General features: G+C 40.4%; 13 protein-coding genes. 3 read left to right on the forward strand and 10 right to left on the reverse strand.

What is annotated here, in order from left to right; all coding sequences use genetic code 11:
• Window positions 1-128: 128 nt before the first annotated feature.
• Together HNW13_RS12240 and HNW13_RS12245 are read left to right on the forward strand one after the other, a co-directional pair.
• Window positions 129-506, forward strand: a complete 378-nt coding sequence (locus tag HNW13_RS12240; RefSeq protein ID WP_242445156.1) for a hypothetical protein — start codon at window positions 129-131, stop codon at window positions 504-506.
• Complete coding sequence (locus tag HNW13_RS12245) at window positions 506-685, forward strand: DUF2970 domain-containing protein (RefSeq protein ID WP_182743256.1); 180 nt, start codon at window positions 506-508, stop codon at window positions 683-685. Before HNW13_RS12240 ends, HNW13_RS12245 begins: the two co-directional genes overlap by 1 nt.
• A 32-nt stretch (window positions 686-717) precedes the next feature.
• On the opposite strand, the gene HNW13_RS12250 is transcribed toward HNW13_RS12245, so the two are convergent.
• The 9 genes from HNW13_RS12250 to HNW13_RS12290 form a co-directional block, all read right to left on the reverse strand.
• Window positions 718-1,554: a Dam family site-specific DNA-(adenine-N6)-methyltransferase gene (locus HNW13_RS12250; protein ID WP_182743258.1), complete on the reverse strand. Its 837-nt coding sequence runs from the start codon at window positions 1,552-1,554 to the stop codon at window positions 718-720.
• 132 nt (window positions 1,555-1,686) lie between these two features.
• Window positions 1,687-3,090, reverse strand: a complete 1,404-nt coding sequence (locus HNW13_RS12255; RefSeq protein WP_192116371.1) for an ATP-binding protein — start codon at window positions 3,088-3,090, stop codon at window positions 1,687-1,689.
• A 50-nt stretch (window positions 3,091-3,140) separates the two neighbouring features.
• Window positions 3,141-4,217 (reverse strand): 3-dehydroquinate synthase, encoded by a 1,077-nt coding sequence (gene aroB, locus HNW13_RS12260; RefSeq protein ID WP_162022142.1) that lies wholly within the window; start codon window positions 4,215-4,217, stop codon window positions 3,141-3,143.
• Window positions 4,218-4,225: 8 nt separating this feature from the next.
• Entirely contained in the window at window positions 4,226-4,741 is a 516-nt protein-coding gene (gene aroK, locus HNW13_RS12265; protein ID WP_011635865.1) for a shikimate kinase AroK, read from the reverse strand.
• A 447-nt stretch (window positions 4,742-5,188) separates the two neighbouring features.
• On the reverse strand, window positions 5,189-7,237 hold the full coding sequence (locus HNW13_RS12270; protein ID WP_162022141.1) for a type IV pilus secretin PilQ family protein: 2,049 nt from the start codon (window positions 7,235-7,237) through the stop codon (window positions 5,189-5,191).
• Window positions 7,238-7,258: 21 nt separating this feature from the next.
• Complete coding sequence (locus HNW13_RS12275) at window positions 7,259-7,777, reverse strand: pilus assembly protein PilP (RefSeq protein ID WP_101087309.1); 519 nt, start codon at window positions 7,775-7,777, stop codon at window positions 7,259-7,261.
• On the reverse strand, window positions 7,777-8,394 hold the full coding sequence (locus HNW13_RS12280) for a type 4a pilus biogenesis protein PilO (RefSeq protein WP_192116372.1): 618 nt from the start codon (window positions 8,392-8,394) through the stop codon (window positions 7,777-7,779). The genes HNW13_RS12275 and HNW13_RS12280 overlap by 1 nt, the downstream gene beginning before the upstream one ends.
• Entirely contained in the window at window positions 8,391-8,975 is a 585-nt protein-coding gene (locus tag HNW13_RS12285) for a PilN domain-containing protein (protein WP_101087311.1), read from the reverse strand. The genes HNW13_RS12280 and HNW13_RS12285 overlap by 4 nt, the downstream gene beginning before the upstream one ends.
• A complete protein-coding gene (locus HNW13_RS12290) occupies window positions 8,963-10,042 on the reverse strand; it encodes a pilus assembly protein PilM (RefSeq protein ID WP_101087312.1) in 1,080 nt (359 codons plus the stop codon). The genes HNW13_RS12285 and HNW13_RS12290 overlap by 13 nt, the downstream gene beginning before the upstream one ends.
• A gap of 186 nt (window positions 10,043-10,228) precedes the next feature.
• On the opposite strand from HNW13_RS12290, the gene HNW13_RS12295 reads away from it, so the two are divergent.
• A complete protein-coding gene (locus HNW13_RS12295; RefSeq protein WP_101087313.1) occupies window positions 10,229-12,814 on the forward strand; it encodes a PBP1A family penicillin-binding protein in 2,586 nt (861 codons plus the stop codon).
• 63 nt (window positions 12,815-12,877) lie between these two features.
• On the opposite strand, the gene HNW13_RS12300 is transcribed toward HNW13_RS12295, so the two are convergent.
• Window positions 12,878-14,197, reverse strand: a complete 1,320-nt coding sequence (locus tag HNW13_RS12300) for an IS4 family transposase (protein WP_192116373.1) — start codon at window positions 14,195-14,197, stop codon at window positions 12,878-12,880.
• Window positions 14,198-14,239: the final 42 nt, after the last annotated feature.

Here is a 14,239-nt window from a genome sequence, read left to right on the forward strand (position 1 = left end):
AGAAACCAGTGTTCAATAACTAAGCTATTTTGCTATAATGTAAAAAGTTGTTATCTTAGTGGTCCAACTGAATATTTAATACCTGTTGTAGCATCAATCGAGTTTACACCATGGATAGGGCACCCTTTATGGTAAAGCAATTATTACGCAAGTTTTCTGGTCGTGATGGCAAATTATTGTCAGCACCGGTTTTTGCTGTATTTGCTACGTCTGCATTGGCGTTATTGTTAAGCCAAGTATTGATGGCCAACGAAAGTAATTCGGCCAATAGTAAGGCCTGCGTCTGCAACAGCACCACCAACTACAATGCAAGTTTACCCAGTAGTCACCCTACAAATCGTTGTGCAGAGCAGTCGAATGATGTCAGTTGGGGTAATTGGATTACGGGTAATAGCCGTTCAAGCCAGTTTCACTTTATTGATTTACTTGAGTTAATCCACGGTCACAAAGACAAACCTTTGAATGACATGCCAACCTCAGGCAACCCAACTCAGATATCGCGTTAATGTCTATTTGGCGGGTATTTAGCAGCACTTTAGCGGCCTTTTTTGGCGTGCAGACAGAAAAAAATCGCCAAAAAGATTTTCAAAATCAATCCCCATTACCGTTTATCATTATGGGCATTATCTTAGCCATTGCCTTAGTCATTTCCCTAATACTCATCGTAAACCAAGTATTAAGTTAACGGATAGCTTTCGTTATCCGCTCTTTGCAGCATTACTCTTCTTCACGATAATGATGATCATATAGCGCCATAATTTCATCCACTTTATTGCGTGAACCGCCTTTAGGGCTAATATTACGCTGTACCGAAATCGTTGAACAAGATGCACCACGATATAATTCTCGCGTTAACGGAATATCATGATTACTGATCAATACCGGAATATTTCTCTCATGGGCAATAAGCCGTGAATGACGAGCAAGTAATGCTTGATCATCTAAGCTAAAACCCGGACCTGCATAAGTGGTGAAACTGGCTGTAGTTGATAACGGCGCATAAGGCGGATCACAATAAATAACGTCACCGCTGTTCGCCATATCAAAGGCTTGTTCGTAACTGATACATTTAAAGGTCGCTTTTTGCGCTTTTAATGAAAAATAACGAATTTCAGTTTCTGGAAAATAAGGCTTTTTGTACGAACCAAACGGCACGTTAAAACCACCTTTGCGATTATATCGACATAAGCCATTAAAACCATGGCGATTCATGTACAGAAAATATACCGAACGAATGAAAGGATCGCTACAGAGATTAAATTCAGCACGAATACGGTAATAAGCATCTTTGTCATTCATATGATCGACAAACATGGCCTTTGCCGCTTTAATATATTTATCTGGCTGTTGCTGAACAATTTGATATAAATTGATTAGGTCTTGGTTGATGTCACACAATAAATAGTCATCAAACTGTGTATTGAGGAATACCGAACCTGCCCCAACGAAAGGCTCAATCAGTCTATTTCCAGCTGGAAGGTGTTTTGCTAGCTCATCAACGAGCTTATATTTACCGCCTGCCCACTTTAGAAAGGCTCTATGCTTTTTTATCATGAATAGGAATTATGCCAGCAAAATTAAAGCTGATGATTGTACTCTGTTTAACGACAATTATCATCGGATAAAGCAGATTTATTCGTTGATTTTTCATCCTATTGACTTGGATGCTGCAGAATATGAAGATTGTTAATCTTGTCGCTTATAATCACTTAAGTCAGCCCACTTTCTTACCCAGGGAGCCGCTAATCCATATTGTTTCTGAAGGCTTTTAGCTTTTGCGGAGGCTGCCGATGCGGTTTCAAAATCACCCAGCAATATAACGTGGCGTTGTTTGTAACTCATTATGTAAACTTGCGGCTCTTTTGCCAGTTTAACTAAAATCGGTGTAAGTGAATCTTTGTCATTCACACTGGCAAGTTGCAGCGTAAAACCTTTCACTTTTAAATTCGGGGTATTATCTCGCTCAACAATATCATTCGGCTTACTTACCGTATTAACTTGCGCTTTGGGTAACTTACCTTGGAAAGATAAGCCTTTTAATGATGAATTAACCACTATGTCAGTATGATTATCTGCAAGAATATTTTCTATGAGGTTAGTCTCACCTTCCTCTACTAGCGAACTGTCAGCAATGATTTGCTGCTCTATGATTAAGTGCGCTTGTTCATTGGCTCTCGACTTAGTTAAGGCCAATTGCCTATGGGCAAAATAAGCGCTTAATGAACTGTCGGCATAACCAATGACATATTGAGCTGCTTTAACACGCACAGCGGATTGTTCTGCTGTTAATACTGGCGACAATGATGCCGAAATAGGAGGAGGTAATTGTGTACTTATGCCCCACCAAAGCGACACACCAGCCAATACTGTGATAAAAGCTATCATCATTTTAACTGACAGAGACCAAGATGATTGCTCTGTTTGTGGCTCTTCTAATGCTAACGCTAATAATTGAACCACTTCAGCTGGCGTCCCCTGCTGCTTCTCTAATTGCTTATGGATAATTTCACGTGGAATAAACGGTGTTTGCCGACTCCGCAATAATAAACTTTGATAGAGGCCATCGCGCTCGGGTACCGATAAAGGTTCAATAGTCACAGGCAGTAATCTAGCACGAATATCATCAGTTAATTCAGCTACTAAGGTATGCCAAAAACTGGGGGTAACGGTCACTGTAACTGCAACAGGTTTACCTGCACAATGAATTTGGCTCAGCAGAATACACTCAGCCCAAATATCTTTAGGCAATAAATCGGCATCATCGATGATGATATGTAATGGTTTTTTTAAACTAGATTGGATTCTCAGTACGGTGTCCATCAAAGGACGTTCATCATCAAAAATTGGCGCGGAGATTAATTGAACCAGAATTTTTCGACGAATTTCAGCGCTATCAGCGTGTTGAGGACAAATGATCAATGCTGAATTGTAGTCATCTAGCTCACTGGCTAATGCAGCCGTCAGTGTCGACTTACCTGAACCGTTATCACCACAAATAACCAACAACTGTTCGCTATAACTAGCAATATGCTGTAAACGCTGAATGAGCGCTTCTTGAGTAGGGAGTAACAATAGTCCTGGAGTCGTCAATGATTCACCACACTATAATTTATAGCTAGCATAGTTATATGCGGAATAATTTATACGCAGCTAATAACCCGTTTCAATAAGTCTTCACTCACATCACTAAAGACATCAGCTTTGCCTATTTCTGTAGGTAATACTAAGCGGATTTTACCACCTAATACTTTTTTATCTCGACGCATATGCTTGATAAACTGTTCAAAACCCATCGACTCTGGAGCCGTTATAGGTAAATCAAACGCTTGCATCAATCGACAAATACGCTCGACACTTTGCTCATCTAATAGATTGAGCTTACATGCTGTTTGAGCCGCTAAAACGGTACCAGCAGAGACAGCTTCGCCATGTAACCAAACACCGTAGCCCATTTCAGCTTCGATAGCATGCCCGAAGGTATGCCCAAGGTTTAATAACGCTCTTACACCTTGTTCAGTTTCATCTTGTGCGACAACATCTGCTTTAATCTGACAACATTTAGCAATAGCATAATTTAACGCGTCAGTTTGAAGCGATTTTAACGCATCTACATTTGCTTCAAGCCACTGGAAAAAGTCAGCATCCCAAATAATACCGTACTTAATCACTTCAGCCATACCTGCAGCAAACTCATTTGCGGGTAATGTCTGTAAGCAAAGCGTATCGATAATCACTGATTTAGGCTGATAAAATGCACCAATCATATTTTTCCCAAGAGGATGATTAACAGCCGTTTTACCACCAACTGAAGAATCAACTTGGGACAGTAATGTAGTTGGCACTTGAATAAACTCAATTCCACGCTGATAACACGCAGCCGCGAAACCAGTCATATCACCAACAACACCACCACCTAGTGCGACTAATACCGAGTCTCGGGCAAAGTTATGCTCAAGTAATGCGGTAAAAATATAATCTAGATGTTGTAAATCTTTAAATTTTTCGCCATCCGGCAAAATAACCGTTTCAATGCGCGCACAAGCGCTCATCGCTTGTTGTATCTGTTGAAGATACAACGGAGCAATGGTGTCATTTGAAACAATTAAGGCTTTTTTGTTTGTTAGGTAGCGAGCAAATAGCCCGCTATCATTCATCAAATCCTGGCCAATATAAATGGGGTAACTTCTATCACCTAATTGAACCTGAATCTGTTGCATGTTGTTACCTAAAAGCCAAGTTGCTCGATAATTTGGTTTGCGACGATTTTCGCGCTTTGCTCATCAGTCTTAACGATAACATCCGCAATTTCCTCATATAGAGGGTTGCGAATTTCCGCTAAGCTTTCAAGCACTTCACGTGGATCATCTACTTGTAACAACGGGCGACGCTTATCACGCTGAGTGCGCGCGACTTGTTTGTCGATAGTTGTTTCTAAGTAAACCACTATACCTCGAGCAGAAAGATAGTTGCGGATATCTTTACTCTGAACAGAACCACCACCTGTCGCGAGAACGATACCTTGCCTTTCTGAAAGATCACCGATGACTTGAGCTTCACGTCTACGGAAGCCTTCCTCACCTTCGACGTCAAACACCCAGGCAATATCTGCACCGGTACGTTGTTCAATCTCATGATCTGAATCGTGGAAATCTAAATGCAGCATTTGCGCCAGATGGCGACCAATTGTGCTTTTACCTGCGCCCATAGGGCCTACCAGAAAAATATTGCGTTTTTCAGCCATTTCGTATACGTCTGAATCTTATATGAAAGAATGCCTTATCGACTTAAACTCAAGCCGACCTATAATTTAACCTTGCTCTAATGAGACTTGACGGAGGATTATCTCAGTTAAGGGCTACCGCTTGCAAGTCATCACAGCTATTTATCATGATTTTATTATGTCACTGATGTTTAAAACCTCAAATAAAAGGTAATGTTTTCGATTAAGTCTTTGTTAATACAAAGACTATAGGCCGATTAGCACTGCACTATCTAATTAAAGTTAATACCTTAAAACTTTAAGGAAGTTGCCATGATTACCACTAAAACGATAATTTGTTCGATTGGAGTAACGTTTAGTGATGCGCTATTTAACGCATTTAGCCATTACTCCCCCATAAATCACTGTCATAAAAAAGCCAGCAATTAAGTAGCTGGCTTTTTATTATTGCTATAGCGTGTAAAAAAATTAACGTTTGTCAGCAACAATCTTAGGGGTTACAAAAATTAATAGCTCTTGGCGCTCATTTGTGTCGGTTGAATTTCTAAATAAGAAGCCAACTAACGGAATATCACCCAGAACCGGAACTTTGCTTACTCGGCTAATGAGGTTTTGCTGGTAAATACCACCTAACACAATCGTTTCGCCATTATCTACGAGTACCTGAGTACCAATACGCTGAGTATCAATTGCAACCGCTTCACCCGTTGCTGTAGCAACCGTTGTTCCTTGAGAATCTTGGGTAATTTCAAGATCTAGGATAACCCGGTCATCTGGAGTTATTTGTGGAGTCACACGTAGCGATAACACCGCCTTCTTAAAGGTCACTGTTGTTGCGCCGCTTGATGCTGACTCAACGTATGGGATTTCAACACCTTGCTCAATGTATGCCGACTTCTGGTTAGATGTGGTAATACGTGGGCTGGCAATGATCTCACCTTTGTTTTCTTGCTCTAATGCACTTAATTCTAAATCGAGTACTGTACCGTCTGCCAATTTAGCCACATGGAAAGCGATACTGGTCGCCGAGCTTGCTGCTGCCGGTAAATTAACATTGAGGCGATCGTCAATGCTTGGAATAGTACCGTTAGCAATACTCGTTGCTCCTCCAATGGTGCCAGATGTGCCCTTAGAACCTTGTTGATCGGTTATGCCCCAGCGAATCCCGAGATCTTCAGATACGTCGTCTTTCACTGTCACCATACGCGCTTCGATTAGCACTTGTTTAATAGGAATGTCTAATACTTCTATTAAGCGGTGTACGTTTTCTAAAATCTCAGCCGTATCTTTTACCAGTAACGTATTTGTACGTTCATCAACAGCAACACTACCACGAGATGATAATAACGTTGAATCCGTAGTTTTAAGTAACTCGGCAATATCGATCGCTTTAGCATAGTTTATTTGTAAGTATTCAGAATATAGTGGTGCTAACTCTTTTACTTCTTGGCGATTCTTCAGGTCATTACTTTCGCGAATGGCAAGCTCTTCACTCGGTGCCACCATTAAAATATTGCCTTCAATACGCTTGTCGAGACCTTTAGTTTGCAATATAAGATCTAAAGCTTGATCCCAAGGCACATCATCTAAACGTAAGGTAATCTCACCTTCAACGGTATCGCTGGTCACTAGGTTAAAGTTGTTATAATCAGCAATAATTTGCAACACAGTACGCACTGAAATATTTTGGAAGTTTAGTGATAATGAACGACCATTATATTTCTTTGCCTCTTTAGCGACAGAGACACGCTCAACTTTATCGACGCTAACTTTAAACACATTGCCATCTTGGCGATAGTTATAATCATAGTTGCCATCAACATCCACCAAAATACGGGCGGTTAAATCATCTTTAAATGTTTCAAAACTATTTACCGGTGTAGCAAAGTCTTGTACATCCATAACGTAAAGTAAGTCATTGCCAATATCGGTGTTATAAAGTTTTATTTCAAGCTTTGAACCAACTTGTTCTACATTCGCCGCTACAGAACGATTGCTAAGATTGAATAATATTTCTCCACCGCCGGTTTTATTGCGGCGAAAATCAATACTACTAATACCATTAACAAATGGATTGTTTGCTTCTACCGGACCAGACACATCATCATTAATAGTTAATCTATAGCTATTACCAACAATTTTACCTTGATATGGTTTTACGTTAGACATTGCAACAATGATTTGTAAATCGCCACCTTGTTGTTGTGTAGTTAACTCTATTACACCAACAGCGTTTATCGGAATTTTGCTTTTATTTAAATTAGAAATAGTGTCTGAGAAATTCAACATAATTTCTGCCGGGTCTGCCGATAAATCCACAGACGGTGACACTATTGATGATTCAAAAATTAACTCTAATTCTAATTGGTGATCAACCATTGAATGATATTTGACGTCCATAAGACGATTAGCAGCTATCGCACTAGGTATTAAACCCATTAATAATACTGCGCCTAAAAACGCTCTAAAAAATAATAACTTTGTTATTGCTTTTTTTATCGCGGCAGAAGATTCCATTATTCTCTCATCCTTCGCACGTTATTTTCCTGATAATTCTAAATTGCTGGATCTTTCTGCCCAACAACCTGAACCATCAGGGATTAATTCTATAATTTCGATAAATTGCGGCGTTACTTTAGCAATTCGGCCATGATAAAGCCCTAAATACTCACCTACACCCATGCGATAAACATTGGCATCACTAGATTCGACTAAAGCCCAAATAGTACTCTCTTCACTCAATGTTCCGCGCATTCTTAAATTGTCTAATGCATAAGTTTCTAAGCGACCTTTGCGACGTTTCAAGTCTGGTTGTAAACAATCTCTAGATGTATCAATCACCTCTTCTGTCAATTCCCTTGATGGTGGAACAAAAGGACTGCGCATTAATTCAGCTTGATAAGCAAAATGTTCAAACTTCGGTGTTTGCTTTAATGGTGGTATACGGGCAACGTGTTGCGCCTTTGTAGTAGTAACAAATAGCTCTAAATCGCTGCGTTCGCCAATACAACCACTCAATAAAAACACCATTGATAACAATAAAGGCAAAAATTTCATTATTCCTGCCCCTTATCGGCCTGTTTCGTTAATTCAGCCCCTTCTTTAAAACGATACGTTTTGGCGAGAATATCCATTGATAATCCACCGGCATCGTTCTGCTTGATAGTAAAATCATGCAAACTGACAATTCGAGGTAATTTGGCAACACCACTGACCATATTACCCATTTGATGATAATCACCTACTACTGACATCTTTATCGGAAATTCAATATAGAAATCACGTTCAATTTCATCATCCCAATCTAGGCTATTAATTCTGAGGCCAGCATCAGTTGCAACAAATGTTAAATCATCTAATAAACCTGGCATTTCATTTTCGGATGGTAGCATTTTAAGCAATTCGGCAAACTGCACCTCCATCACGTCTAATTGTTCACGGTATAGCTTAAGATTAGCTGCTAAACGATATTTAGTTTCAAAATCTTCACGAAGTTGAATTTCTTTTTGCTGTTCAGCTTCCATTTGATCTATCGAATCTGAAATAAACAAATAATAACTAGCACCGATAACACACACAGATAAAAATGCAGCAAAGACAATTTTTACCAGCTTGGGCCAACCACCAATATTTTCAAAATCGATATCGTTAAATTGATCTAGGTCGAGATTCATTTTCTCGCTCCTTGGTTCGGATCAACATTAGTGACTTGTGAATCATCACGGATAGTGACACGTAATTTAAACCGCTGTAACTGTCTTAATTCTTCATTTTGCGTCACAATCGATTGCATACTCGGATCGTTAAGATAAGAAGATGTTTTAACTTTTCTCATCATATTCGCGACGTTATTATTTGATTCGCTTCGTCCTTCGATTAATAACACGCTACCTTTTTTCTCTATACTTGAAAGATAAATACCCGGTGGCACTATTCGGACTAATTCATCTAAAACATGAGTAGGTAAATTACGCGACTGCTGTAAGTTGAGAATAATTTCAGTTCGACGTTCAATATCTTTTTTACGTTCGGTAATTTTTCTAATTTCTGCTATTTGGGTATCAAGTAAGGTAATTTCTGATACTAAATATGCATTACGCTGACGCTGATCTTCAGTGACAACCTCTAGAAAACCCAAAAATAAATATACTACAAGTGATGTCACTAAAAAAACTAACGCTAAAATACCGATAAAATCGCGTTTTTGCTTCTCTCTAGCTTCTTCACGCCAAGGTAATAAGTTTATGTTCGCCATTGAGCATAACTCCTTAGCGCAAGACCACATGCCACCATATATTTACTCATATTAGGTTGAAGTTGACTTTTCATCACATCATCTGCATGCAAACACCCCTGAAAAGGATCTGCAACTATGGTATGAGTGCCTAACTCATTAGTTAGTAATTCAACCATTCCTTCTAGCTTAGCTGTACCACCACACAAAACGATATAGTCAACTTTTTCACGTCCACTGGCAGTACAATATATTTGTAAAGTTCGTTTAATTTGTTGTAACAATTGCATTTGAAACGGAGATAAAACTTCGAACATATAATTACGCGGTAATTGTCCAGTAATCTTAGCGCGTTCAGCCTCATCATGGGGCATCCCATAAAATGACACAATTGACTGAGTGAATAACTCACCGCCAAAAGCTTGCTCACGTATAAACGTCGTGTCACCATTTTCAACTACAGAGAATGTGGTCATATTGGCGCCGATATCAACCATGGCGATTGATTTATCTTTAGCGCCATCAGGTAACTGACCATAAATTAATTCTGCAGAGCGTCCAAGTGCATAAGCTTCCACATCAACAACTTTAACGTCTAGTTCAATGGCATCCAAAGAGTCTACACGTGAATCAATATTTTCTGTGCGGCATGCGCTCAGTAATACGTTAACTTTGGTTGGGTCGGTAATATTCGGGTTAAGCCTTTCAAAATCGATGCTGACTTCATCAAGTGAATAAGGAATAAGATTGTCAGCTTCAATTTCAATTTGAGCTTCCATCTCCTCTTCATTTAACGCTGCATCCATATAAATGACTTTAGTCATAACGGCAGAGCCAGAAACCGCGACAGCTGCAAACTTTAGGGATTTAGGTAAACCCCGTCGAATCTGTCTTAGCGACTCAATTACCGCTTCAGTATCACGAATATCATGATCGACCACAGCTCCCTTTCTAACAGGAACTGACGCATGATTTTGAATTTTATATCCATCCGCAGTCTTGCTCAACAAAATGGCTTTTATTTCATGAGACCCAATATCAATCCCAACCATCTGAGGTGCTTGACGCTTCCACAATTTAGAAAGCATAGTCCGTCATCACAATTCTATTTTTATTTTCTAAGAGATTAGCACATAATCAACTCGTTATAAGTATTTGTATAAAATGTTTCAGCATTTTACAAATTATATTTAGTTATTTCATGTTTTACTTCACCAAAAACTCTCCCGCTTATATACTACCGCTACTATTTTTGATTTATCTGGAATTATTGAGTGAAGTGGTTTAAACGTTTATTAATTGCATTTTTTAGCCTATCACTACTTGGTATTGCTGCTATAGCTGCCGCTTACTTTTATGTGCTACCTGACTTACCCGATGTTAATTCGCTAAAGACGGTCCAATTACAAACTCCGCTGCGTATTTACAGCCGCGATGGCAAACTGATTTCTCAATTTGGTGAGAAACGTCGCATACCTGTCGAGTATGAAGAAGTGCCCTTTCAGTTAATTAATGCCGTACTCGACACTGAAGATGCGCGCTTTTTTGAACATAATGGTATTGATCCGATTGGTATTATCCGCGCGGCAATCATATTAATAACAACAGGTAAGAAAAGCCAAGGTGCAAGTACGATTACACAACAGGTTGCCCGAGGATTTTTCTTATCTAACGAAAAAACATACATTCGTAAAGTAAAAGAAATCTTCCTTGCATTGAAAATTGAAAAGGCGTTATCGAAAAAAGAAATTTTAGCTCTTTATTTAAATCGTTCATTCCTAGGTAACCGCGCTTATGGTGTTGGTGCTGCTGCTCAAGTCTATTATGGTAAAGAACTGAGCCAATTGACACTACCAGAAATGGCAATGATAGCAGGCCTACCACAAGCTCCATCTGCAGCTAATCCAATTAGAAACCAATCACGTGCGATATCTCGTCGTAATTGGGTATTGAGTCGTATGCTAGAGAAACGCAATATTACTCAAGCAGAATATCAAGAGGCTATCAGTAGCCCGTCGACCGCGAAATACCATGGTGCTGAAATTGATTTATACGCTCCGTATGTTTCAGAAATGGCGCGTGATTACATGATCCAGAAATACGGTGAAGAAGCAGCCTATACTAACGGCTACAATGTCTACACCACGATATCATCCGAACTCCAATTGATGGCGCAGGAATCACTAAGAGACAACGTTTTTGCTTATGATCAACGCCATGGATTCCGTGGTCCTGTGACTGAATTATGGACTGATACTCCGCTCGACCATGATGAGATTGTCGCTACGTTAAAACGCACCGACTCAATGCAGGGCATTATGCCCGCTGCAGTTATAAGCGTTCAAGATCAACAAGCACAGGTAATGGATGACAAGGGCGAACTGATTACACTTGAATGGAAAGGCCTAAAATGGGCGCGTAAGTTTATAAGCGATAAACGCCAAAGCTTACCACCAAAACAAGCCAGTGATATTTTGACCGCTGGTCAACAAGTGTGGATCCGTCATAATGGTAAGTATTGGCAATTATCTCAAATACCACAAGTCTCTAGTGCGACAGTGTCACTTGAACCTCATGACGGTGCGATTAAAACCCTCGTCGGTGGATTTAGCTTTAGTCAAAGTCAATTCAACCGAGTGACTCAAGCTAAACGCCAATTAGGTTCCAATATTAAACCTTTTATTTATGCTGCTGCGTTAGAAAAAGGTTACACACTGGCTACGCTCATCAATAACGCTCCGATTAACAAACCAGATACCCGTCAGGGCACTGCGTGGCGTCCTAAAAACTCACCAGACATTTACGGTGGTCCAACACGTTTACGTGTCGGTTTAGCTCAGTCTATTAACGTTATGTCAGTCAGAGCAATGCGCCACACAGGCTTAGATGACACTATCAAAAAACTAGTACAGTTTGGTTTTGATCCGAGTGATTTACCCCGAAATGAATCGTTAGCATTGGGTTCACCTTCAGTGACACCGTTACAGGTCGCCACTGCATTTAATAGCTTTGCAAATGGTGGTTATTTAGTTGAACCTTACTTTATCGATCGCGTGACCGACTCATACGACAACACGATTGAACAAACCATTCCCGCTATTGCATGTAGCAAACCAGTCCCCTCTGTTGAAGATGATGTGGTTATTGAAGATCCATTTGCTGCGATGGCTGAAGAATTCTCTCAGCAAACTCCAGAAGCATCAGTAGATACATTAGATGGAGAAGTTGAAGCAACGTCCATTACCGCTGAACAAAATATTTGCAGTAATCCACAAGCTCGCTTTGCTAAGCGAGTCGTTTCAGAACAAACTGCATTTTTGATCACTGAAGCGCTAAAGAGCGTAATTTGGGGCGGCGGCGATTGGAGCAAAGGTACTGGTTGGAATGGTACAGCTTGGCGTGCATCTAAATTAATTAAGCGTCATGACATTGCGGGTAAAACAGGTACAACTAACGAATCTCGAGACACTTGGTTCAGTGGTTTTAACCCTACACTTACAGCAACATTCTGGGTTGGTTTTGATGACCATGGACGTCAGCTAGGGCGCTCAAGCTGGATGGCTACCGGCGAACCAGATCAGATATCAGGTGCGGAAGCGGGTGCTAAAACCGCTGGTCCTGGTTGGAATGACTATATGAATAAGGCCCTGTCTGGTACGCCTGAACCTTCTGTTATCCCGCCAAAAGGAATTGTATCTGCACGTATTGATTTAGCGACTGGCAAATTGACTCGCAAGACAGACCACACTACCGAGTTTGAGTATTTTGTTGAAGGTACAGAACCCAAAGAATATGTTACTGAAACACAGCAAAGTGGCGATATTTTTATCGACAATGTTGCTGAAGATTTATTTCAATAATAGGGTTTAAAATAAATTGATTAAAAAAGCCATTCAGTCGAATTAATGCTATTCGGATAAGCATTACTGTTTATATTTAAGTGGATAACGGCTAGGTATATAGAGCACTGAGCGTGGATACGTTCGGTGCTTTCTTTTATCTGGAAGGATAAAGTGTTTTATATCGGCTCGCATTTGCTTAAGTTTCGCTGGCAGCTTTCCATCTGGTGATAAAGCAAGCCACCTTAATTGTGTATCTATCAAGCTTATTGCCGCGGTAAAACTGATACGGGTTGGCGCAACTTTAGCTTCCTTTGCTATCGCTGTCATTTCTAAACGAACCAGATTATAAGCGATAAGCACTCCCCACAATTCTTGCTTAACACCTTCAACAAATTTGCTTCGTAACGTCACCTTGCTTTGTAGCTGGGTTTGCTTAAGTTCACCGTATCCTTCTTCTATTTCCCAGCGTTGCCAGTAGATATTAAGTAGCTTGTCCAGCGGATACTTAACGGGATCAACCAATGAGGTGACGAAACCTTTTATTTCACCTTTTGGCTCTTGATAAGCAATAAAACGGGCACGCCATGTTTCGGGAAGCTCGGGGTTTTTCTTTCTCGCTTGGGGAGAGACTGGCATATCAATGAGCAAATCATTATTCGCAAACTCTTCGACCACCTCGTAACGCATTTTTGACTTTACGGGTGTCAGCCAATGTCGCTGTACTCCAGAGCTTTGCCAATTGACTAATAAGTCAGCAGAGAAATAACAACGGTCAAATAGGGTTAAGGAGTTATCAGGTGTATCTTGAACTAAACGCTGTGCGAGTGTGATCTCTCCTACGTGACAACCATCAAAGGCAGCACCTAATACCATTCTGGTTTCAGTAGATATAAGGCTGACTAATCGAAGTTGAGGATAGGGTTTGTGTGTTTTTGAAATAAAACCAAACTCATTGGCATTTTCTTCAGAGTCTTGGCAACGAAACACCGTTCCATCAATGGCAAGAGTGGTAAGCCCTAGTGTATTTTGGTCCCCTAACGCTTGCTCAAGCCAGGCTGATATAGTGGATTTAAATAAGTAAGACATTGGGGCTTCACCTAAGCGTCGTCGGCAATCCGTCAATACACTCGGTGCTACACGAGACCAGGTGGAGTCTCCAGATTGAAGTGCTATATCCATCGAGCTACAGACTTCTTTGATGGACTGGTTACGTATTAATCCCATCCAAAGCACTAGCCAGACTGCCTGCTGCGCAGGCAGACGGCGATTACGGATACTCGCCTTGTTAGCTGAAAGGAGTGATTGTTCGATCCACTCAGAATCAATAGCCTCCATTACAGAACCATAAGACCCACTTTCTTCAACAGACTCATGAACTAATTCAAGCTCTTGCTCAAACATAAAAAATCCCCACCAGAATACTGGTAGGGATTATCTTTCATC

It is taken from the genome of Shewanella sp. BF02_Schw (assembly GCF_014596695.2).
Lineage (GTDB): Bacteria > Pseudomonadota > Gammaproteobacteria > Enterobacterales > Shewanellaceae > Shewanella.